General features: G+C 59.3%; 18 protein-coding genes. 5 read left to right on the top strand and 13 right to left on the bottom strand.

The features are described 5' to 3' along the window. Positions 1-2: 2 nt before the first annotated feature. Positions 3-368 (top strand): type III secretion protein HrpV, encoded by a 366-nt coding sequence (locus tag PSH90_RS27165; RefSeq protein ID WP_160767925.1) that lies wholly within the window; start codon positions 3-5, stop codon positions 366-368. Between the two features lie 50 nt (positions 369-418). After that, positions 419-805 carry a CesT family type III secretion system chaperone gene (locus PSH90_RS27160; protein WP_160767926.1) on the top strand — a complete coding sequence of 129 codons (387 nt, stop codon included), beginning with the start codon at positions 419-421 and terminating at the stop codon, positions 803-805. A 1,036-nt stretch (positions 806-1,841) separates the two neighbouring features. Here PSH90_RS27160 and PSH90_RS27155 read toward each other — a convergent pair. The 13 genes from PSH90_RS27155 to PSH90_RS27095 form a co-directional block, all read right to left on the bottom strand. After that, the gene (locus PSH90_RS27155; protein WP_160767927.1) at positions 1,842-2,054 is read right to left on the bottom strand and encodes a hypothetical protein; all 213 of its coding nucleotides are present in this window, start codon (positions 2,052-2,054) and stop codon (positions 1,842-1,844) included. Between the two features lie 77 nt (positions 2,055-2,131). Then, positions 2,132-7,783: an AvrE-family type 3 secretion system effector gene (locus PSH90_RS27150; RefSeq protein WP_305381871.1), complete on the bottom strand. Its 5,652-nt coding sequence runs from the start codon at positions 7,781-7,783 to the stop codon at positions 2,132-2,134. A gap of 103 nt (positions 7,784-7,886) precedes the next feature. Next, entirely contained in the window at positions 7,887-8,975 is a 1,089-nt protein-coding gene (sctU, locus tag PSH90_RS27145; RefSeq protein WP_160767929.1) for a type III secretion system export apparatus subunit SctU, read from the bottom strand. Beyond that, entirely contained in the window at positions 8,972-9,778 is an 807-nt protein-coding gene (sctT, locus tag PSH90_RS27140; protein WP_160767930.1) for a type III secretion system export apparatus subunit SctT, read from the bottom strand. The genes sctU and sctT overlap by 4 nt, the downstream gene beginning before the upstream one ends. A gap of 2 nt (positions 9,779-9,780) precedes the next feature. Continuing rightward, the gene (gene sctS, locus PSH90_RS27135; protein WP_027902897.1) at positions 9,781-10,044 is read right to left on the bottom strand and encodes a type III secretion system export apparatus subunit SctS; all 264 of its coding nucleotides are present in this window, start codon (positions 10,042-10,044) and stop codon (positions 9,781-9,783) included. A gap of 7 nt (positions 10,045-10,051) precedes the next feature. Beyond that, positions 10,052-10,705, bottom strand: a complete 654-nt coding sequence (gene sctR, locus PSH90_RS27130) for a type III secretion system export apparatus subunit SctR (protein ID WP_027902898.1) — start codon at positions 10,703-10,705, stop codon at positions 10,052-10,054. Beyond that, positions 10,702-11,880, bottom strand: coding sequence for a FliM/FliN family flagellar motor switch protein (locus PSH90_RS27125; RefSeq protein WP_305381870.1), 1,179 nt, complete (start codon positions 11,878-11,880; stop codon positions 10,702-10,704). Before PSH90_RS27125 ends, sctR begins: the two co-directional genes overlap by 4 nt. Then, positions 11,877-12,488 (bottom strand): type III secretion system HrpP C-terminal domain-containing protein, encoded by a 612-nt coding sequence (locus PSH90_RS27120; RefSeq protein ID WP_305381869.1) that lies wholly within the window; start codon positions 12,486-12,488, stop codon positions 11,877-11,879. The genes PSH90_RS27125 and PSH90_RS27120 overlap by 4 nt, the downstream gene beginning before the upstream one ends. Beyond that, a complete protein-coding gene (locus PSH90_RS27115) occupies positions 12,485-12,961 on the bottom strand; it encodes a hypothetical protein (protein ID WP_160767932.1) in 477 nt (158 codons plus the stop codon). Before PSH90_RS27115 ends, PSH90_RS27120 begins: the two co-directional genes overlap by 4 nt. Next, positions 12,951-14,318: a FliI/YscN family ATPase gene (locus PSH90_RS27110; RefSeq protein ID WP_160767933.1), complete on the bottom strand. Its 1,368-nt coding sequence runs from the start codon at positions 14,316-14,318 to the stop codon at positions 12,951-12,953. The genes PSH90_RS27115 and PSH90_RS27110 overlap by 11 nt, the downstream gene beginning before the upstream one ends. Continuing rightward, entirely contained in the window at positions 14,312-15,232 is a 921-nt protein-coding gene (locus PSH90_RS27105) for an FHA domain-containing protein (protein WP_305381868.1), read from the bottom strand. Before PSH90_RS27105 ends, PSH90_RS27110 begins: the two co-directional genes overlap by 7 nt. A 28-nt stretch (positions 15,233-15,260) precedes the next feature. Continuing rightward, positions 15,261-17,354, bottom strand: a complete 2,094-nt coding sequence (sctV, locus tag PSH90_RS27100) for a type III secretion system export apparatus subunit SctV (protein ID WP_305381866.1) — start codon at positions 17,352-17,354, stop codon at positions 15,261-15,263. Further along, the gene (locus tag PSH90_RS27095; RefSeq protein ID WP_305381865.1) at positions 17,351-18,295 is read right to left on the bottom strand and encodes a TyeA family type III secretion system gatekeeper subunit; all 945 of its coding nucleotides are present in this window, start codon (positions 18,293-18,295) and stop codon (positions 17,351-17,353) included. The genes sctV and PSH90_RS27095 overlap by 4 nt, the downstream gene beginning before the upstream one ends. Positions 18,296-18,736: 441 nt before the next feature. Between PSH90_RS27095 and PSH90_RS27090 the strand changes: the two genes are divergently transcribed. The 3 genes from PSH90_RS27090 (at position 18,737) to PSH90_RS27080 (ending at position 20,748) form a co-directional block, all read left to right on the top strand. After that, positions 18,737-19,282, top strand: coding sequence for an RNA polymerase sigma factor (locus tag PSH90_RS27090; protein ID WP_160767937.1), 546 nt, complete (start codon positions 18,737-18,739; stop codon positions 19,280-19,282). A gap of 9 nt (positions 19,283-19,291) precedes the next feature. Then, positions 19,292-20,254 carry a hypothetical protein gene (locus PSH90_RS27085; RefSeq protein ID WP_160767938.1) on the top strand — a complete coding sequence of 321 codons (963 nt, stop codon included), beginning with the start codon at positions 19,292-19,294 and terminating at the stop codon, positions 20,252-20,254. Between the two features lie 74 nt (positions 20,255-20,328). After that, a complete protein-coding gene (locus PSH90_RS27080) occupies positions 20,329-20,748 on the top strand; it encodes a hypothetical protein (protein WP_160767939.1) in 420 nt (139 codons plus the stop codon). The last annotated feature ends 41 nt before the right edge of the window (positions 20,749-20,789 follow it).

Raw genomic sequence — 20,789 nt, 5'->3', positions numbered from 1 at the left:
CTATGCCCGCTCGTAATACAGACAAGGCGCAATTTTACGCCGAGGTGGTGGCAGGACGCCCTGCTATCTGGGAAATCGCCGCTGGCGTAGCCTTTTGCACACGGCGCGAATGCCTGGATTGGGGCCTGGCTCTACAGGTTGACTGGCACAGCCTTGGGCCATCGCAGCTTGGTGCTGCGCTGGAGCGTCGTTTCGATGACCCGGAGCGCTATAACGATTACTTTCTGTTCCTGGATTCTCGCCGCGATTTCGTGGTCTGGCATTGTTTGCCAGGCGAACTGGACAGTGCCGCGCTGGATGTAATCAGCGCTCATCAGTTGCAGCTCATGGGGCTTGAGCACCTGGGCGACGGCCTGGCGCGTCATTGATAAGCGCCATGTACGGCAAAGCAGATTTTCATTGATAGGGAGCAGAACTCATGACCACACCTCATGCCGACCGCTTGCTGGCGGCACTGGCCGCGCAGGCTGGCAGTGAACTGGTATTCAAGGATGGCCTATGTGCGCTGGCTGACGAACAGGGGCAGGAGTTGGCGAATATCGAAGTCCCGGCACCGGGCGATGTCGCGTTCGTCCATGCCCGTATTGATCTTGATCAGACGCAGCGTGGCATCCACGAGCGTTTGCTGCAGCTCAATTTCAAGCCTGACCAGTTGGGCGGTTGCTGGCTGGCGCTTGATGCGCAAAACACCGTCCGTCTGTGCGCTCAGCAAGATCTCAGCGTGCTCAATGAGTTGAGCTTCAGTCAGTGGATCATGGGCTTCGCTGATCGGCTGGCTACTTTGCGTCGTGCGCTGGTGCGGTAACGCGGCTGCATTCCTTCTATTCATAGGGATATTTGTGTATGTATCCTTTACCGCGTTAATGGCTTCTATTGGTTGCGCCCTTACGGCGCGTCACTTTTGGGGCCCAAAAGTAACCAAAAGGCTCTTGCCCCACCACTAGGTCCCTCGCTGTCGCTCGGCATACCCGTAATCCGACATTGCTGCGTGGGGCCGCCGCCACCGGCCATCCATGGCCTGAGGCGGCTAAACCGGCATCTCTGCCGGTTTGCCCCACACAGCAATATCGAATTCCGGCCGTCGTGGTTTAACGGGGCGCCTAAGATCAAAATCAAAAGCAGATCAAAAGCAAAGCGAAAACAGCGGGATCGCCTCGGACCGGTAGGAGCGAACTTATTCGCGAGACGTCAGCACAGCCAGCACAAATCTCATCTGACTCACCGCATCGCAGCCTTCGGCAGCTCCCATCAAACATAAAATAACTGCCTGATATCCCAGTGGTTTCTGTTGGAGCGAGGCTTGCCCGCGAAGAACGATAACGCCGTGGGGCTGATGTACCGCGTCGTCTTATTCGCGGGCAAGTCGGATCGCCGCCCGCTCGCTCCAACAGATCTGTGTTTGCTGTGCGACAGCGCGGTGCCATGGAGACCGGGGCAACTCCTACAGAAGACCGGAAAGCTAAAACAATCAGGTCGGCTTTCAGGCCGCCGCGCTTTTGATGTTGATCTGAGGCGCCCCGTTAAACCACGCTGGCCGAACGCAGATCTGAAACCGTGGGTAACCCGGCAGGACGCCGGGTTAGCCGCATTGGGCCATGGATGGCCCGTTGCGGCGGCCCACGGTTTCAGATCTGCGGGCGGGCATCCCGAGCCTAGGCGAGGGGCCGAGTGGTGGGGCATGTACGTTTTGCTTACTTTTGCGCTCTATCAAAAGTGAGGCGCCGTAAGGGCGCAACCAATTAAAGCCGTTACCACAACAACGGATATTGCGAAAAGATAGGAGGCAATCAGCGCCGAACGCGCCGCATACCGCAGCAACGTTCGGCCTGGAGGGGAGAGGCTTAGTAAGTCGCTGGTTTGTTCTCGTTCGCGCTGGCGTAAGACACCGGTTCGCTGCTGGGGCCGCCGCTCATCAGGTTTTTTACGGCGTCGAGGCCGCTGCTGGCCAGTTGCTGACCAGCACCTTGGGCAAGATTTGCCCCCAGGTCTTTACCAAGATCTTTAGCCATTGGAGCGGCTGCGCGTGCTGCGGTGGCGAGGACTGCTGGGATCATGATGTTTTCCTTTCAGGGTTGGTAAAACAGGGTTGAGGTGAAACGAGAGATAACTTCCTGCGCGGCGCCTGTAACCATCACAGAGCGCCTGTACTGCGTGGCCCGCTGCCGGTATTGGCACTGTTGCTGGAATGCTCGACAGTGGTTTCCCCAGGCTTGGCCCGGCCAACGTCTTCTTCGCTGTGCAGATCCTTCTTGTTGCGTGAACCTTTGATGACATAGCCCTTGGCGTTCATGTCATCACGCACTGACTTGTCCACCAGTGGTCGCACCAAGAGACCGCCAGGCGTCATGCTGATTGGCCTGTGCTCCTCTTCCTGGCTGTACTTGAGGTCCAGTGATGCCAGTACCACGGAGTCGGTGACCGATGCGCTGCTTTTGGGACTGAACACCGGGCTTGGCAGTGCCTTGGCGTCGGTCTGGGTTGCGCCGCGCAGCAAGGTGAAGCGCTTGATCCGCACGTTGTCGTCATTTCTCAAAGCTTCTTCGAGTTTTTTCTGAATATCCGGGTCTTGCGTATTCAGGCTGTTCTCGATGCTTTCCAATACCTTGGGTTTGAGTTCCAGGGTCACTTCTATCGACGTAGGGCCGGAGTGTTCCGCACGGCGGGCCATTTCCTGAAGTACCGGGCTCTTGTTGATGAAGGTGGCGATGGCGTTAGCGTTCTGGGTTGAGGTCCTGTCGCGCCAAGGGGCTGAGTCACCGACCAGACCACCTTTGCGCAGTTGCAATCCTGTATTGGTGAACTTGTGTTCGCCAGAGGCCAGCAGGCGTCCGCCGGTCTTGGAGAGATCGTTGTTCTTGACCAGTTGCTGGACGTTGTAACGCAGCTCTTGCAGCCTCTCGTTATCGTGAGGCAGATTGTCGAGCTGGTTGACCAAGCCCTTCAGTGCCGCCAGATGACCGTCCAGATCTGCCACTTTCTCGCCTGCTTCAATGGCTTTGCCGGCTTTTTCCAGCAGCTTGGAATTCTCCGTGGCCTTAATATTGGCTTTCATTGCGACAGCCAGGGTTCGAGCTTCGCTGAGTACTTTGTTTCGCTGCTCTTGGGTAGGCGCTGCAGGCAGGCTGGCGATTGCCTTATGCAACGAGTCAACATCATCATTTTTGGGCATGCTGTCATTCAGACGCGGCAACAGCTCGCGCAAGTTAGCCACGCGCTCTCGCGCTGGCCGCGGTGGCACGGTTGGCGGCAACGCGCGGCCTCCCAGAGGTCTTGAGGGCAGGGTCGCCGAGGCCTGTGCTGGCTCGGGTGCGCAGCGTTCCAGTTCGGTCAGCAGGACTTTTCGCTCTGCCAGTGCCTTGGCAATCTCTTTGTCTTTGAGCACCTTGCCCAGGGACTTTTCCACGTCGTGCAACTGAGGCGTGGTCACTGCCTTGCCGGGCTTGAAGTTGAGGGTGAATTTGTCATTCTTGGCCCGGTCCAGCGCGAAGCTGACGCTAAGGGCGTCAGGCAGCACGGTCTGGCCGATCAGAATATGATTATTCACACCCATGTTGTTGGCCGTCTGGTCAGGGTGAACGTTGCCGTTGGTGGCCAGCCCTACCCGGGCATAAGCCCCTGCGCTGGCGGAGGGCAGTACTTCGAAGGCACGTTTCGTCGCAACAGCATCCGCGCCTTCGCCTTTGTGGGTGGTGACGGTGCTCTTGGAATTGCTCAGCAGTGTGGCTTCAGCATTGATCCCGGCTGTGGCGCGCAGAAAGGCATTCCACACTCCGCCGCTTTCGTTGCGCAGCAGCGTACCGCCCAGGTTCAGCCGTCCGAGGTCGACGCCAATACCAGCGCCCAACGTCTGCTGGTTGACCTTGCTGGCCTCTACCGAACCACCCTTGTCCTGACCCAGACGGTACAGATCGGCCAGCGAGGCACTGGGGTCCAGCAGGTTCTCCATGACGTTGGCCATGCTGGCATTGCTGGCAGTCAACCAGCCTGCTACTGCGCGGCTTTGAGTCAGCTTTAAACTGACGTCGGCACTGTACAATTCGCCGCCACTGCTTGGATTGCCCTTCGGCTCTGAGCTGAACAAGCGCGCGAAAACCGCCGAAGGGCCGTGGTAGTAGCCGACGTTCAGGAACTCGTTTGTGCTGTGGCTGTTTTTCAGGCCCAGTGTCGTCGCCTCTTCACCGCCTTCGGTTTCCAGGCTGATCCCGTGTTCACGACCTGCGCCAAAGTTGAAGTAGATCCCACCGCCATCCGGGGTTAGCGGGACGAACATCGCAGGTGTTGTCAGGGTTGCGCCCTTGCTGCGCAGCAGTGAGGTCGCGTCGCCAACCTGCAGGTTGCCGAAATGGTCGCCGATGGCGCGCAGATCTTCGGAGAACGAGCGCGTGGTGTTGTAATTCAGGCCATATCGGCCGGTAAGCTCCCGGGCAACGGTATCGCGAGCCTGGTGCAGCTTTTCAAGTTGGCGGTGGCTGACGATGCCGTTGTCGCTGAACAGCTTGATGTCGCTGTTTTCATAGGCCATGCGCAGGCCTTGTAACTGATCCAGAGTAGTGCTCTTGCCGGGCGCAACATTTTCGCTGTTTACGATCTGGGTCTGTCCTTGTTGACTGTGCACCTGCCCCAGAAGATCGCGCACCTGAAGAAGCGTCTGGGCATCGAGCAGCACACGATCCTCCAGCAGGCTGCTCTTGCTTTCGTTGCGGCCTGTGTTGTCGTAGCCCGGTTCCAGTTGGCGGACTGGCAGAGTCAGGCCCAACTGGATCAATTCTTCGAGTTTGGTCTGCGCCTTGCTGGTGGGGCTGAGTCCGCTGTCGAGCAAGGCATCCTGCATGACTTTGACTGCGCCGGTGGCCTTGACTGTGCCTGCGCCCGGGGCCGCGGCCGGGACGTTGGCTGCCGCAGGTTCCAGGGCTTTACCGCGCTCATCGAGCAGTTTGTGAATCTGGCCCAGGCGGACGATTGCCTGGTAGCTGCTGTCCTCAATGTCTTTGTGCAGTGTTTTGAGGCCGGTATGCAGTTGCGCTTTTTCCTGGTCGGCGCGGGTTTTTGGCACAGACTTGCTTTCCAGCAGCGCTATCCCTGCCTCCAGCATCGGCCTGGCGGTTCTATTGGTATTGGTATTGGTAGTGGTGTTGGTATTAGTTCTATCAAAACGCTTATACAGTCGCAGCGACTCCTGATAGATCGGGCTCATGCCCGAGCGGCTGCGCGGGCCAGGGGTCAATGCATGGTGGCCCGCAGCCTGCAGCTTCTGCTTGATGTTCTCGCCTGAATTGAATGCTTGCTTGAGTTCTTTGGCGTTTGCCTTGGGGGTTTCCAAAGGGTGGAAGTGGTGTTGATAGGACTCGCCCATCTTGCGAAACCCTTCGGCAGCGGTCTTGAAGATGTTCTTCGCGCCACCGATGCGCACATTGTCGGTGGTCGAACCAAACATGGTGGTGGTCGACGAGCCGTTGGCATTGCCGATTTTGGCTGTCTTGTGATTGCGCGCCTGCATGCTTTCCATGTGGCTGTTGGCCGTTGGATTGGCCTGTGCCTTGGCCGGGCGCAACACTATTTCGCCGAGGCGACCGTAGGACAGTTCCAGCGAATGGTTGGACGGTCCGGGCTGAACCGTCTGGCCGTTGGCATCAGTCGTACTTGGAGGCAACAGCGTGGCTTCGATCACCGGGCGTTTGTTTGGCCCAATCTCGACTTTGCCGATACTTACAGTCGCGCGGGACAAGTCTGCAGCGCTCAGGGAAATACCGGGTGCGAGCGTCTTTTTGACCTGGTCCAAAAGCACGTCTGTGCCGTCTTTTCTGGACGGGTCGGTGATGCCTGGCGAAATTGGATTTCCGATCCTGGATGTCGGCGGCGTACCAGGAGCACCCGGTGTAGCAGAAGCTGTCGCCGCTGTAGTCGCCATGGCAATGGCCGTCGCCGTCGCCGAAACAGGGGCCGGTGCAGGAGCAGCAACCGCAGCCGCAGCAGGCGCCGAAGGTGCCTTGGTTTGCAGGCCGGCTGGCTTCCACGCTGCGGTCTCGCCGTGATGGCTCTGGGTCCACTGATCGTGGGGCAGCCGGTACAGATTGCCGCCCGCCGTCACGTACAGGTGACGAGACTGATCAAGCACTACGCTGGTGACTGCCAGTTCTTTGCCTTGCGCATCACGCGGGAACGGGATGTCGACATTCAGCCCTTCGATGCTGGCTTTGAGCTTCGCCGGGGTCGCTTCAGTGAGCAGGGCAAAATTCTTGTCGTCGAGCACCGCACAATGGCTGACCTTCTCTTCGCTCAACGTTCGCCCCACCTCCGCAGCGGTCGAGCGACCCAATGCCACCGGTTCACCGTTGCCCAGCTTCAGTTTGGGTTGCGCGAAGCTGGCGTCCACGACCTTGGGTTTACCGTCTTGAATTACATACGGCTTGTCGTCGAGGCCGCGCAACAGTTGAGTGACGCCGTGGACATGGAGCTTGTCCCAGCTCTGGGTGGTTTCGTTCCAGCCGCACAGGTCTCGGGTCTTATTCAGACCCAGCGCAGCGCCGCCGTGGAGGCGGACTTGCGTGTCATCGACGTCGATCCTTTCCGGCAGGCCGTTCTGGTTGACCAGATGCATCTGCTCGCTCAGCCGCCAGCCGGGGCCCATTCTGCATTGGGTGGGCTCATCTTTATTCGAGGTAGTCATCGGCTGAATGAGCGGCGCACTGTGGCGCAAGCCTACGCCGTCACGTATCACCGCCTTGAGCGTACCGGCGTCTGCGATGAAGCCCTCGATTGCCGCTTTGTCGGCGGCCTCTGTGCCTATCGCCTGATTCAGGCTTGGTTTCACAGCCTGGAGCGTCATGGTGGCTTTTGACTGCCAGTCATCGTTGAGGAGCTTGTGATGGAGCCCACCTTCGTTGTCCAGTACAAACAGCGTCGGGCTGCCATGGCTGTAACTGGGCTTGAGCAACCCGACGCGCTGGACATCAATAGGGGTGCCATCGTGCTTGAGCAGGCTGAGCTCGACGCCTTTTTCAGGATCAGTGCCTTCGGTCAGGCGAATCTTGCCGTCACGCTTTAGCTGGACCTCATGGCTCTTGATCGCGCTGTGGTCGCGTATGTCGCCCTTGTGGAGATACTTGATCATTTCGCCGCGCTGATCCAGTGACAGCCGTGAGATGTTGTTCTGCAGAGGCTGTGCCTGGGCCCAGCGTTGCGTCGCCCGGTCGAAGGTGTACAGGGTGCGATTGTGCAACGTGTGCTGGACATTGTGCTTGTCGGTAAAAATACCGCTGCTTTCGGCCTGATGGCCTTTGCCCGCCGCGATCAGCTCGCTGACTCCCTGGGGCATCGACGACTTCAATGTACTAATCACAGCATCGCTTTGCTGAACCTGGTGATAGTGGCCGTCCTGGTCCTTCATCTGGTAGCCCTTCACCCCGGGGCCCAAGTGATGCTGATTGATCGCTCGAATATCCTTGTAGCGGCCTTCGGCATTGAGTTTTTGCGTGATCGCGTGGGCGGAACTGGAGTTGACCATTTGCAGGTCGGTGGTTTTACCGTCCCGTGGCACGCGCATCAGGTCGTCGTGCCACTCGCGTTGTTCGTGCTTGCCGACGTCACGCTGACGGGCGCGAAACATGCCGGTGAATTTGCTGCCCGCCTTGATCAGCGAGTTCGCCACGCCAGCATGGGGTGTGCGTTCACGAAGCTGATTGAGTTTCGGGGCCTTGACCTGACTGTGCAGGGGGGGCGCCGCAGGTGGCTGCTGGACGGCCTGGGATTGTCCGTGCAAGCGCGATAGTAGTGAATTAATCATTCCGTGATTGCTCGTCTCAGGGCTGATACCAATGTGTGGTCCGCCGCGCCGAAACAGTTCCAAGGCTCTGGAATGGGCGTTTCAACGCTGACGGCATGGGTGGTCAGAGCATGTCGATATCGTTCGCCAGGATGACTTCCCGTTTGGCTTCATCGTCCAGCTGTTTGATCACACCATAGATCTGCGCCACCGCCTGCAGCGTGTCGCGAGGGATGAAGCGACCTTCGGGCACGCGGTACAGAACACGGGCGAGCCACACGCACTGGACCACCGGGATGCGTTCGCGCTTTGCTTCCTCGATCAGCGCCAGGGCGCCGGCATCCAGATGTTTGCAATGGATACGCGGCAGGGCTGTTTGGCCAGGTTTGTAATAGAGGGCGACTGCATAGTGAGTCGGATTGACGATTAACACGTCGGCATCCTTGACCGGTTTGGGCGGTGCCTTCGGGGCCTGATTGAGCAATTCGTGGGCGAGTTGGCGGCGGTGGCCCTTGACCTCCGGGTTGCCCTCGGAGTTTTTGTATTCCTGCTTGATGTCTTCCATGCTCATGCGCAATTGCTTGGCGTGGAAATACTTCTGAATGGCAAAGTCCGCCACTGCGAGTACCAGCAATATCCCGCAAGTCACCCGCAGAATTCGGTGGAACAGCGTCGACAGGGCGTGCCAGAACGTCACCAGATCGGTGTGCACCAGGCTGACCAGCGTACCCAGCGCGGGCTCGACGATAAACCACATGACGGTTGCGATGATCACAGCCTTGACCACGCCGGACAGCGACGTGACCAGACTGCGCATGGTGAACATCTGCTTGAGGTGGCTGAACGGGTTGAACTTTTCCATGGTTGGCTTGAGCGCCTCGGGGGCGAACAGGAAACCGAATTGCATCCAGCTCCCGACCAGGCGCATAAGCATGGCGACGCCTACACTCAGCGCAGCAAAAGCGGCCACCAGCCAGACACCCTGAGTGACCACTTCACCCACGGTGCGAAGGAAAGGTTGATCCATGCGTGTCATCGACAGGTTGATCAGCGCCTGCAGCTTTTCCATGCTGACGTCGGCCATGCCCAGAGTGATTTCACTGACTACCACCAGGATCAACAGCTTGGGCAGATCCTGGCTCTGCGCGACTTGCCCGCGCTTGCGTGCATCGCGAATCTGCTTGGGCGTGGCGTCCTGATTCTTCTCGCTCATGGCGCCGGTTCCCGAGGGCCGGGGACCATCAGCAGCAGGGTATGCCGCACGTCCTTGAGAAGCTCAAGGCGCTCGGTGCCCAGGTCCATCAGGGTCGGCAAGTAAATCACCAGGAACGCGAGGCCGATCACGCACTTGGCCGGCATTGCGAGGATAAACACGTTCAGTTGGGGGCTGTAGATGCCGATCAACGCCATCGCCGCTTCGACCATTAGCAACAAGGCAATGAAAGGTGCCGAATACAGCAGTAAATGGGTGAAGGTGTCCTGCAATACCCCCAGGTAGACATCGAAACCTTGAGCTTGCAACGCTGGCCACCAGCTCGTTGCAGGCCAGATTTGATAGCTGTCCCAGATCACCTGCATCAGCAGCGGCAACCCGCCAATGATCATCAACAGCATGATCATGGTTTCTTCGAATAGATGAGATAACGGCGTCACATCGGCGCCCAGAGCCGGGTTGAGCTGGCCGCCTGTCAATGCGCCACGCTGGTTGTCGAGCAATACACCCACCGCACTGAATAAAAAGAACGGCAGATAAAGCACCAGGCCCATCAGGGTGCCAAGTATCATTTCCTTGAAAATCAGAAAGAAGATGTCCGACCATGATTTGCCCAGCCGACTCAACTCCTGGCCGATGCCCGGGGCGGGGATCAGCGCCAGTGCGGTCAGTACGGCATAGCGCGGCAGACCCTTGAGGTGCTTGAACAGAAACGCAGGGACGAGAAACATGCAAGGGTAGAGGCGGGCCATGGACAAGGCGATGCCATTGAGCAGCTCGTAAGCGAACTGAGCGTCGAACATGCTCAGCCCTTACCGGTCTGGGCAATCATGTTGAACGCCAGGTTGGTCAGTTGAATCAGTTCGACGCCGATCCAGCGGCCGGTCATTGCCAGGGTCACGCCCACTGCGAGCAACTTGAGACCAAACGGCAGGGTTTGATCCTGGACTTGCATCAATGCCTGGACCAATGACGTCAGCACACCAACCGCGACCGCCACGATCAGCGGTGGTGCGGTCAACAGCACCACCAGGATCATGCCCTGTTTGAACAGGTTCAAGGCTTCCATCGCGACCTCACATATAGGAGTAGAAGAGGCTGTCGAGCAAGCGCGTCCAACCGCTGACCAGCACGAAGAGCAGGATTTTCAAGGGTAAGGAAATGGTCATCGGCGAAACCATTTGCATGCCCAGTGCGAGCAGCAGGTTGGAGACGATCAGGTCAATGACGATGAACGGGATATAGATCAGAAAGCCGATTTCAAACGCCGCTTGCAGTTCCGACAGCACGAAGGCCGGGATCAACAGCAACAGGTCTTCACGGCTGGCGGCATCGGCCATCGCCTTGGGCCACATGCGCAGGGCGTTTTCGTGCAGGTGAGTCAGCACGTCGGGTTCCACATTGTGGGTCATGAACGCTTGAAGAGGGGCGAGCAGGGCCTGCGCGCTCTTGCCCAGGCCTTTGGTGTCATTCAGTTGCAGCGGATGCTCTTGAGCAATAGTGGCAATTTCTGAAAACACCGGTGCCATGACGAACAGTGTGGCGGCAAGGGCAATGCCATACAGCGCCATGTTCGGCGGCACTTGCTGCACGCCAATGGCATTGCGGGTAATGAGCAGTACGGAAGCGATTTTCAGGAAGGAGGTGCACACCACCAGGAGGAATGGCAGCAGGGACAATGCGCCGAGAAACAGCGCCAACATGATTGGATTCGTGTCATTGAGCGTCATCCGCGCTCATCCATCTGAGTAATCTGCAAACCGAGACGGCCTTCGACATCCACCAGTTCGCCCTGGGCCAGCCTTCGCTCACCGTAGTAGAGACCGGCCAGCCCTGGCGTCACGCCTGGGACTTCAAGGATCGCGCCGGGTGCCAGAGCCGCGAGTTCGCCCAGGGTCAGGCGGATCTGGCCGCAACGCAGGGTCAGCGGCATCGCGAGGTCGGCGAAAGCTTCGGTAGGGCTTGCTGGCGACTGAGGGGCTTGATCGGCGTAATCATCTTCACCGTCAACATGCCCGGCAGGCTCGGTGTAGTACTGATCTTCTTCGGGAGCGTCAGCCTCTTCAGCGAAGGCGTTTTCGCCATCGGCCTCATCGGCATAACCGTCTTCATCCGCCCAAGGGTCGGTGTACTCGGCAATCGGTTCGTCAAGCTCATTACGGTCTGCCACCGTCGTCTCCTCGATTTCCAGAACTTCCAGTTGCAACCGTTCGGGCTGTTCGCAAACACGGACCTGAAGGCGCCGCTGCCCCAGGGTCAACACACCAAAACCTGCGGTGTCGAAGTCAGCCTCGGTGGGGCATATCACATCACCAGCTCGCAAGGTTTCGAGCGTTTGCCGGGGGAGATTCAGACTGCCCAGACGCAGCGCGAAAGCCAGCGTTAACCCTGAGTGGTCGCGTGGTGGATTTACGTTCCATGCGGGTGCGTCGAGCCAATCGGCGAGCGCAGGGGCAGAGACTGCGAGCACACTGTCAACGCGACCCTGACTCAATTGCAGGCTCATCTCGCAGTACACCCAAACGGCCTGCGCTATTTCAGAGGCTGGGAGTGGTTTCAGTGTGCCCAGGACAGCGGCCAGTTCTGCCGAAAGGCCTGCGTTGTATAGTGGCCACAGCCAGTCTTCGTCGGTGTCTGCTTTTACAGACCCGACAGCCCCGGCAAAACCCGGGCAGCTCGACCACGCGTTAAGTACAGGTTGAGCATCGCTGAGCCCAATCGTCCCCAGTGCGCTGTCGAAGCATTGCAGCTCAGCGGCGACAGGCGCTCGGCGGCTGGCCTTGAGCGTCAGACGACCCGTCTGGTCCTCCACGCTGAATGTCATCCAAGGCTCGCCGGCCAGTTTTCGGGACAGGCGAGCCTGGACATGGCTGACTCGCCGCAGCGGCAGCACGGGGGCATTCATGCGCACCCCCGGTGACGCACGCTGAGGTTGACCGGCTGACACAGTGCGCGGCTCAGATCGTCCTGGCAGCGTGGGTGATTCTGGCGCAGATGCTCGGCGGCATGGGTTTCGGCGCAATCCAGATCAATGTCCCAGCCGCGTGGTGAACGATTACGCGCATTCAGGCCGATGCGGCCCAGATTCGGCATGAACAGCGTGGCTTGCAGTGACTGGCCGGTACCAGCGGGCAGTCGCATGGTCAGGTCATCAACCAATTGGTTCCAGGCCGTGAAACCTGCGGTCCCCATCCCGTCAGCCTGGCCTGCGGATGACTGACCGCGTGAGCCGCCTTGCCCCTGGCCACCCATGCCGCCCAAAGGTGCCAGGAGTTGCTGGAAAAACAGCCCGTCGGCCATGCGTTCGGAATCTCCATGTCGGGTTTTGCCGCTGTCTCGCGCCGACGTCTCGCGAGGCCGATCAAGCTCGTTGGGGCCACGGCCTTGCGGGCGCGCAGTACCACCTTGCGGTTGCGGTCTGTCTCGAGACGTATCGTGTTGTGGCTCTTGTCGTTCAGGCTTGGCAGGCGCGCGATGCTCGAGAATAGCGTGTGCAGGGCTGCTGAGATTCATGTCGTCTCCTTTGGCAAGGCCAGGGTTTCGCGCAGACATGCCAGTTTTTCCAAGGCACGCTGGCTGGCGCGCAATTGAGCCTGGGCTTCGCTGACTCGCACGTGCTGGGCGTCAAGTTCAAGATTCAGGCGTTGGACGTGGACGCGCAGCTCGGTTTGTCGGTCCATGAGTTGTTGCTCTTGCTGGTGCCACTGCTGAATACCGTTGAGGGTCATCACTTGCCCCTCACACTGCAATGCCAAGGCCTTGCGTGCCTGCTTTTGCTGGCGCAGGTCTTCGGCGCAGTCTTCATCAGCCTGTTCTACCGCCGCCTGCATCTGCTCTGCTTCCTGCTGGGCCTCGCGACAGCGGCGCTCCAGGCTGTGCTTGCGCAACTCGCGCAGCGGCGAGAGCAAGGTCACCACCTCGACCAGCGCGTCGCGCTGCGGGTCGGCATCCGGTGCGGCTTCTTCGACCGCCGGTCTACGGCGCATGGGCTGTCAACGCAAAAAGTTGTTCAAGGGTGTCTTGCAGGTCCAGCGGTTCGCGCAGGTCCTGTTGCAAAAACTCGTTGATCTGCTCGTGCAACTGCACGGCGCAGTCAGTCATTGCATCGTTGCCAGGAGTGTACTCGCCCAGACGCAGGAGCATTTCCACTTGCTGATAGGCCGCCAATAATCGGCGCAGGGTGATATTGCCGCGCTGATGTTGCTTGTCGGTCACGCTGCTGGTGATACGGCTGAGGCTGGCCTGCACGTCAATGGCCGGATAATGGCCGCGTTCGGCGAGCTTGCGCGACATCACGATGTGGCCGTCGATCAGCGAGCGAACTTCGTCCGCCACCGGGTCGTTCATCGAGTCCTGTTCGATCAGGACGGTATAAATCGCGGTGATTGAGCCTTGCTCGCTACGTCCGGCGCGCTCCACCAGACGCGGCAGCAGGGTATAGACCGAGGGCGGCAGGCCACCGCGTCCCAAAGGTTCGCCCGCTGCGATGCCGATCTCGCGTTGGGCGCGGGCGAAGCGGGTCAGCGAGTCGACGAGCAGCAGTACGCGTTTGCCCTGCTGTCGGTAGGCCTCGGCAATGGCGGTGGTGGTAAAGGCTGCGCGGGCGCGCTCCATGCTCGAACGGTCCGAAGTGGCGCAGACCAGCACCGAACGCGCACGCAGCTCTTCGTCCAGTTCGTGATCGAGAAACTCGCGCAGTTCACGACCGCGCTCGCCGATCAGGCCAAATACAATCACGTCGCACGGCATATTGCGCGCCAGCTCTGCGAGCAGCGTGGTCTTGCCGCAGCCGGCACCGGCGAACAGCCCTACGCGTTGACCTTCACCCAGGGTAATGGCCGCGTCGATGGCACGCAGCCCGGTAGGCATTGCGTCGACGATACGCGGTCGCTGGGTGGGCGGAATGGCGTCGCAAATCACTGGTTGGGTCGGACGATGATCGCCGGGCAAGGCGAACGCACCGTCACCCTGGCCGTCCAGACGTCGGCCAAAACCATCCAGCACGCTGCCGAGCAGGCTGTCATCGACACTCACCGAGTGGACAACGCCCAGTGGCTCGATCCGAGCGCCTTGCTCAATGCCTTCTGGCGTGCCCAGAGCGCTAAGCAGCGTACAGTCTTCGGTGAAGCCGACGATCTCCGCCAGCATCGCTTCGCCACCGGTTTTGTAAACGCGGCACAGGTCGCCTATGCGTACTGCCGGAATCTGGCATTCGAGCAGGATGCCGTTGACTGCGCTGACCCGACCGCTGACCACCACCGGCGAGAGCTTGTTCAGGCGCGTTCTATAGGCGTCGGCCCATTCTGCCAACGGGACAGTTTCGGCCAGCGCGGCGCTCACCATTTCACCTCATAGTGCTCGTCGCCGTCGAACTCGACGTGGTTGTCGTCAATCTTGGTCAGGCGCAGGCCATCCACTTCGTCGCCCAGAAATAACCGGCGGTTGTCGGCCAACACCACGTGGGCGCGCTTGCCGCTGGCGATCTGAACAATCTCGAAAGGCAGTTTGCGACCGAATGGCTTGACCTGATCAAGCACTGCCACCGCGCTTTTCTGCTGCTGGCCGAAACGTTCCAGCATGCGTTTGTACAGCGCCATCTGTTCAGGGGTTAACGAGCCTTTAAGTACGATGCCTTCGGCGCTGGTGCTCACGCTGACCGTATCGCGCAGTTCGCGTTCGCGGAGCATGACGTGCAGTTTTTCGGCAGTGTCCGTGGCGCTCATGGCAGCAGGCTCGCGTGGCTGAGTCGTCGGAGGCGAAGGGCTCACAGGCCCCGGTGTAGTCAATGCCCAGGCACTGCCCGCCAGCGTGATCACGATCCCGGCAATGGCCAGGCGCTTGTGCAGCGCCGGGCGTTTGGCGAGTTGTGACGGCGTGGGGGAAGCCTGAGATTCGGCGCGGGATTCGCCGAAGCCTGACGGGGCGGATTCTCCGGAGGGTTTCGGTTCGACCACCGCTGGCCACTGCGCTGAACTTGCCATGATGGTCAACTGCACAGTGCCCAGCCGGAACGTCTGCTCAGCGGTGACCGCATTCAGGCTTTCACAGGGTTGGCCCTGCTCGTCGAACAGCGAGCCGTCTTCGGCCTCCAGGCGCCAGGTTTCACCGTCGCACGTCAATCGGCAGTGGCGTCGGGCGATGCCGGGATCCTGCAGCAGGAGATCGTGTTGTTCGTCACTCCCGACCAGCCAGTGGTCGCCAATCAGCGGTAAGGCGGCACCGCGGTGCAAGCCGTTCAATACGCGTAGCTCGTACATCACTCACTCCTTGAACGGGTAAGCAGACTCATGCCGCATTTTCGTCGGCGATGGTTTGCAGTTGGTCGTCCAGATCCAGGCGGCCTAGCACCTTGACCTGCGCCGTGCTGTTGAGCTCAGCAAAAGACAGCACGGGAATTTCATGGAATTCATCCTGTAATAACGTGCGCAAAGGGCTGCGCAGATCTTGCGCAACCAGCAACACTGCCATTGCCTTGGAGCGACGCGGGAAGGCCTGGCGCAATTGATCGACCAACTGCTGGCTGGCTTCGGCGGGTAGGGCGAAAAAGGTTTCGTTCTGGGTCTGGCGCTGGCTGTCACGCATCAAGTGCTCGCTTTCCGGTGACAGCAGCCAGACCTGCAAGCCTTCAGGGCCACAGTATTGATGGAAGATCAGCGACTTGAGCGCGATGCGTACGTAGTCGGTCAGGGCGCCGATTTCACGCTCATGCTGGCCGTGCTCAATGAGTGCTTCGGCAATCAGGCGGATCGCGCGCAGCGGCACGCATTCGCTGGCAAGGCGTTGTAGAACTGCCGAAAAGCGAGCGAGAGGAAGGACCCGCTGCATCTCTTGGGCGAGTTCTGGCTGATCGCGCTCCAGCCAACTGAGGATCGCCTTGCTTTCCTGCAGCCCGATGAATTGTGGGCCGCAGGCCTGCATGGCGCGGAACATGCGTTCGACGATCAGTTGGGTTGAGGTGCTGGGGTGCAATCCCGGCTCTTGCAGTGTCGGATCGTCGGCTGGTATCCAGAGCAGGTCAGCCTCTTCGCGTGCAACATGGCCGGGATGAGCGTTGATCGGTTCCGCAGCCAGCAGCTGTCGTTCTACCGCTAGAAAATCCTGGGTGAAGGTGGCTTTGATCGCGGGCACCTCGTACACCAGAAAGCGGAATTCGTCCGCGGGCACATGGCCGGCGTACTCGATGTCGAAAGAGGGCAGGGTGATGCCGAACTGCGCCACGAGTTGGTTCCGGCGCTGACGTACCTGGTTGATCAACGCCATGATTTCCGTCTGGTCCTGGCCTGGATTGAACTGCAGCAGGAAAGTGCGGCAGGGGAAGAACTCACGGATGTCCCGGTCGCCATTCTGTTCCGGAGGGACGTAGGCGGCGACGGCCTGGGCCTTGGGGGCCCGGCTGCGCATCAGGAACACGCCCAGCGTGCCGACGAGGATTGAAATGATGACGAACACCATTGTTGGCATGCCCGGCAGTGCCGCGAAACCGAGCATGGCCACTGCCGCAATGACCAGTGATTTCGGTTGGGCGCCCAGTTGCTTGGCAATGTCGCCGCCGATGTTGGAGTTTTCGTCGCTTTCCTCGTTGGGTACACGGGTGATGATCATGCCGGCGGTGACCGAGATCAGCAGCGCCGGAATTTGCGCGATCAGGCCGTCGCCAATAGTCAGCACTGAATAAAGATGCATGGCGTCGCCAGCGCTCATATCGTGCTGCATCACACCAATGGAGATGCCGCCAATCAGGTTGATCGCGACGATGATCAGGCCTGCAATGGCGTCGCCGTTAACGAACTTCATCGCGCCATCCATGGCGCCGAACAGTTGGCTTTCCTTGCCCAGATCCGCTCGACGCTGGCGGGCCTGATCGACGCTGATAAGCCCGGCGCGCAGATCGCTGTCGATGGACATCTGCTTGCCAGGCATTGCGTCCAGCGTGAAGCGCGCTCCCACTTCTGCAACCCGTTCGGAGCCTTTGGTGATGACCAGGAAGTTGACCACGGTCAGGATCAGGAAGATGACCATGCCCACCGCCAGGTTGCCGCCGACGACGAAGTTGCCGAAGGCTTCGACGATGTGCCCCGCATCCTGTTCGAGCAGAATCAGCCGGGTGGTCGCGATCGACAAGGCCAGGCGGAACATGGTTGTCAGCAACAGTACCGCCGGGAACGTCGAAAACGCCAAGGGCTTGGGCAGTTGCATCGCCAGCATGATGAGCAGACAGGATACGCAGATGTTCACCGCAATCAGGACATCCACCAGTCCGGTAGGCAAGGGTGTGATGAACATGAAGACGATGCCGATGACGATGATTGCGCCTGCGACTTCTGAACGCTTGGAGGCGGCTATCGCCACCCGGGTCAAGCCATTGAGCACGGCATTCATAAACGGCTACTCCGGTCTGGCAGGGCCTTGCGTTCGCTTTGCCCGAGCTCGTCCATGATCAGCAAGACGTTGCGCAATGAGGTCTGGCGCGTCTTGTCGTCGCGCCACAGACTGTTGGGCAGGTCGGCAAGCAGATGACGCAGGCCATTGAGAAAGGTCAGTTGCAGTGTCGGCGATGGGCCGCCGACTTTTTCCGAGAGTTGCTGGGTGTCGCGTACGTTCATCGACTGGTTGGCCAGTTGCATCAATTGACGCATCAACAGCAGGCCGCTCAAAGTCATGGCCGGATTTTTAGCCGCCATGCGGCTGGCCAGGTCCGAGCAGCCATGCACCAGATTGTTGAGCTGAGTAGTGCGCCCCAGGCTTTCCATCAACGAGCGCAATTTGCCCTCCTGGGGTAGTTGCGCAAGGTTGGCGATGTCGTCGGCAAGGGCTTGCTGCAGGGCCCGCAGCCCCTTGATGAAGTTTTTCTCACCGCATAGATGCAGCACCGCCTCCATGAAGTTGCCCAGTGACGGGTTCTTGATCAGGTGTTGGTAATAAATGGTGCGCAAGTTGTCGCGCAGATCCGGGTCTTTCACTGCCTGGGTCAGCGCAGGAGTGATGCTCAGACCGGTCTTTATTTCCTCGCCGTGCTCGGCATCCAGTTCTTCAAGTTGTGCCTGGGCCTGTTCGGCCTCGGCCTCGTTGCCCTGTTCCTTGGCCTGGTGAGCGACTTCGCTGAGCAGCAGGTGCGTCTGAAGTGCGTTGCCGCCTTGGTCCTTGACCATCTCCTTAACCGATTTCTGCTGGCGTAACTGCTGGCGCATTTTGTTCAACCGGGCGTTCAGCTGCGTCGGCGCATGGTTGCCCATCCCCTGTAGCAACTGTTGCAGGCTCATCGGCTGACTGCTGGCGTGCTGTCCACACACCACTTCGCGCTGGCTCAGAGGCTTGCTCATAGAGGCGAGTGCAGCGCTCATCTGCTGCATCATGTGCGCAGATTCGCTGTGCTGATGCACGCTGGTCGCCCCTGCTTTTGCGACAGGAGAAGCAGTGGGCTGCGGCGTCGCTGTATGCACAGTGGTGTGCGGCAGGGGGGTGATGTGGTTGAGGGACATGAGCCGTCTACGCGTCTGGAGTACACCTCTCTGTGTGGTCGCAGGCGCTATCCGGTTCCACGCGAAAAACAGGCCAGCGTTTGATCAGGAAGATTTGCAAGATAATGCGAAGCTTTTCAGGGGCGCTTGCAAAAGCTTGCGCACAAAACATTCCTGTTTAATAAAAAATATATTTAAAAACAATAAGTTGTATGGTTTTAAAAGGCTGGCACAGGTTTCGCTATAGGAGTCTTAGTATCGCCGTGAAGCGCTCACGACGAGGATCTAAGGGGATAATTCAGTATGAATGCGATGAACCAGAGCTTACTGCCCACGCGTACCGGCACCTCCTGCTTCGCCCAGTTGACCCAACAACAACTCCAGAAACTGCAGAACTTCATACATAAGCGCGTCATTAACCAGGAGGATGCCGAAGACATTCTTCAGCAAACTTTTGTCGAAGCCCTGAATGCCGAAAGCCGCTTTTTGCAGCAGTGCAAACTCGAGACCTGGCTATGCGGTATCGCCCTGAATCTGATCCGTAATCATTTTCGCAAACTCTATCGTCGGCCCATGCACGTCGAGTTCGAAGAGCAGCTTGCGCATGCTGAGCCAAGTCTGGATATTTGCGGTCACATAGAAAGTTATCGAGACCTGGAGCGTACTGTTCAAGCTATCGCCGTGCTGCCAGCCGTCATGCGTCATACGCTGCAAGTCACTGTCGAAACCGAAGGCAGCTACCAGGATGCTGCCGATGTGTTGGGCGTGCCGATCGGTACAATTCGCTCCCGACTGTCCAGGGCCCGCACGCAGTTGCGTGATAATCTGCCAGAAGGTTTTCGCGCGTGAGAGGTAAGCATGTCGAACTTCAAGACTGGAGGTCCGCGGCAAATACAGCCCGGCTTGGCGCCCGTGCCATTACGGGCCGCTCAAGATCCCCTTGACCAGTGCTTGCAGAAAGCCGGCAATGCTGCGTGGCCCGGTATGCCGGGCGCTCATGCCCATGCATTCCAGCGGTTTTCCGAGCGGCGGCGCATTGTGTTCGGTGTGCGGGCGAGGGCTTCGGGGCCTGCCCAATTGTGGGTGGATGGGCGGCCATTGTGGGAGCTCGACAGCCTGACGGGTTTCAGCCAAACTTACCTCTTGCCATCGCCCGATGCCGGGCCCCAGAGCACAAGCCTTGCAGTAAATCCCGCCTTGCTCAGCGACAGTCGCTTGCGTCAGATGCTTAGAGAGGGTGAGTTGTTGGCGATGGGCGGGGAACGCAACGGAATACAGAGTTTGCAAACCCTGGGTATCTGCAATCAGATTCTTTCGCTCCTGGCGAGGCGCGAAAGCCCGGACCAGTGGAGCCTCTGGCAAGGCGGTATGCCCTTGACGCTGGGCACCACCCCGGCTGAACCGGTCGGTAAGGCGGGGGATTACGAGCTTTTATTGCTGGCACCGCTGCTAGATTGCGGTGGCCCCAGCTATGAGGAAACCCGGCTCTGGAACGCTGCCTATCGGCGCAGCCTGGGTGAGAGTCCTGAGCCCGTTGACCCTGCATGCGCCGAGCTGGCCGGACGCATCGAAATGATCCTCGCCGCCCTGGATGACGACGCCGCCGCAATAGCCCCGCTTGAGCAAGACATCAGGCCTCGCCCGGGCGGTCTGGCGGTGGATGATTTCCCCGCCATGCTTTTCCTGCCCCATCCAGTGGGTGACTATCCCGCTCAGTGTCCGATCGCCGATCGTAGCGCGCTCTACCAATTGCTGGACACCCTGCACAATGCTGGTCTGGCGCTCGATATCGACCCGGGCTGGCGTGACCTGATCGACTGATCGATTACATGCAACGTTTTCGCATGCTGTGACCACGCAGACTTATAGGTGGTGACGCAAGTGGAGATGTGATCATGAAAATCATGCTGTGCCTGATCATGGTGTTGATGCCTTGTCTGGCGCAAGCGGCATGGCCTACCCCCAGCGCCTGCTACCAGGCTCACAGGGCTGCAAGCCAGCGTATGGCTCAGGCAATTGCAGATCAGGACAACGTCGGTGCAGCTAAATGGCGTGGACAGTTAGCAACCATCGTTGCGCAATGCCGGGCTGCGCAGCAAGCGCAGGATAACCGCCGGACTCAGCAGCGCTACCTTCAGGAGCGCCAGCAGCAAGAAGAACTAAACCAGCAGCGCTACCTTCAGCAGCGCCGACAGCAAGACCAGATCAATCAGCAGCGCAATGCCCAACGTCGCATTGCCGAGCAACAGCGCCTGCGCCAGCGGATTCAACAACAGCATCTCAACCAGCGCAACATGCCGGACATCCGTTACTGATGGCCGATGTTTGTCTGTCTACCGTCAAGGAAGCTTTATGA

This window comes from Pseudomonas sp. FP1762, assembly GCF_030687105.1.
Classification (GTDB): domain Bacteria; phylum Pseudomonadota; class Gammaproteobacteria; order Pseudomonadales; family Pseudomonadaceae; genus Aquipseudomonas; species Aquipseudomonas siliginis.
The sequence above is the reverse complement of the archived record's forward strand: the minus strand, read 5'-3'. Positions and strand labels throughout refer to the sequence as shown.

What these genes read in the sequence shown, in the direction of transcription:
- sctS (WP_027902897.1), bottom strand. Translation starts at nt 10,044, where the DNA reads ATGGAAGCCTTGAACCTGTTCAAACAGGGCATGATCCTGGTGGTGCTG.
- PSH90_RS27085 (WP_160767938.1), top strand. Translation starts at nt 19,292, where the DNA reads ATGTCGAACTTCAAGACTGGAGGTCCGCGGCAAATACAGCCCGGCTTG.
- PSH90_RS27115 (WP_160767932.1), bottom strand. Translation starts at nt 12,961, where the DNA reads ATGCGCCGTAGACCGGCGGTCGAAGAAGCCGCACCGGATGCCGACCCG.
- sctU (WP_160767929.1), bottom strand. Translation starts at nt 8,975, where the DNA reads ATGAGCGAGAAGAATCAGGACGCCACGCCCAAGCAGATTCGCGATGCA.
- sctT (WP_160767930.1), bottom strand. Translation starts at nt 9,778, where the DNA reads ATGTTCGACGCTCAGTTCGCTTACGAGCTGCTCAATGGCATCGCCTTG.
- PSH90_RS27150 (WP_305381871.1), bottom strand. Translation starts at nt 7,783, where the DNA reads ATGATTAATTCACTACTATCGCGCTTGCACGGACAATCCCAGGCCGTC.
- PSH90_RS27105 (WP_305381868.1), bottom strand. Translation starts at nt 15,232, where the DNA reads ATGTACGAGCTACGCGTATTGAACGGCTTGCACCGCGGTGCCGCCTTA.
- PSH90_RS27090 (WP_160767937.1), top strand. Translation starts at nt 18,737, where the DNA reads ATGAATGCGATGAACCAGAGCTTACTGCCCACGCGTACCGGCACCTCC.
- PSH90_RS27155 (WP_160767927.1), bottom strand. Translation starts at nt 2,054, where the DNA reads ATGATCCCAGCAGTCCTCGCCACCGCAGCACGCGCAGCCGCTCCAATG.
- sctV (WP_305381866.1), bottom strand. Translation starts at nt 17,354, where the DNA reads ATGAATGCCGTGCTCAATGGCTTGACCCGGGTGGCGATAGCCGCCTCC.
- PSH90_RS27095 (WP_305381865.1), bottom strand. Translation starts at nt 18,295, where the DNA reads ATGAGCAAGCCTCTGAGCCAGCGCGAAGTGGTGTGTGGACAGCACGCC.
- sctR (WP_027902898.1), bottom strand. Translation starts at nt 10,705, where the DNA reads ATGACGCTCAATGACACGAATCCAATCATGTTGGCGCTGTTTCTCGGC.
- PSH90_RS27120 (WP_305381869.1), bottom strand. Translation starts at nt 12,488, where the DNA reads ATGAATCTCAGCAGCCCTGCACACGCTATTCTCGAGCATCGCGCGCCT.
- PSH90_RS27125 (WP_305381870.1), bottom strand. Translation starts at nt 11,880, where the DNA reads ATGAATGCCCCCGTGCTGCCGCTGCGGCGAGTCAGCCATGTCCAGGCT.
- PSH90_RS27165 (WP_160767925.1), top strand. Translation starts at nt 3, where the DNA reads ATGCCCGCTCGTAATACAGACAAGGCGCAATTTTACGCCGAGGTGGTG.
- PSH90_RS27160 (WP_160767926.1), top strand. Translation starts at nt 419, where the DNA reads ATGACCACACCTCATGCCGACCGCTTGCTGGCGGCACTGGCCGCGCAG.
- PSH90_RS27080 (WP_160767939.1), top strand. Translation starts at nt 20,329, where the DNA reads ATGAAAATCATGCTGTGCCTGATCATGGTGTTGATGCCTTGTCTGGCG.
- PSH90_RS27110 (WP_160767933.1), bottom strand. Translation starts at nt 14,318, where the DNA reads ATGGTGAGCGCCGCGCTGGCCGAAACTGTCCCGTTGGCAGAATGGGCC.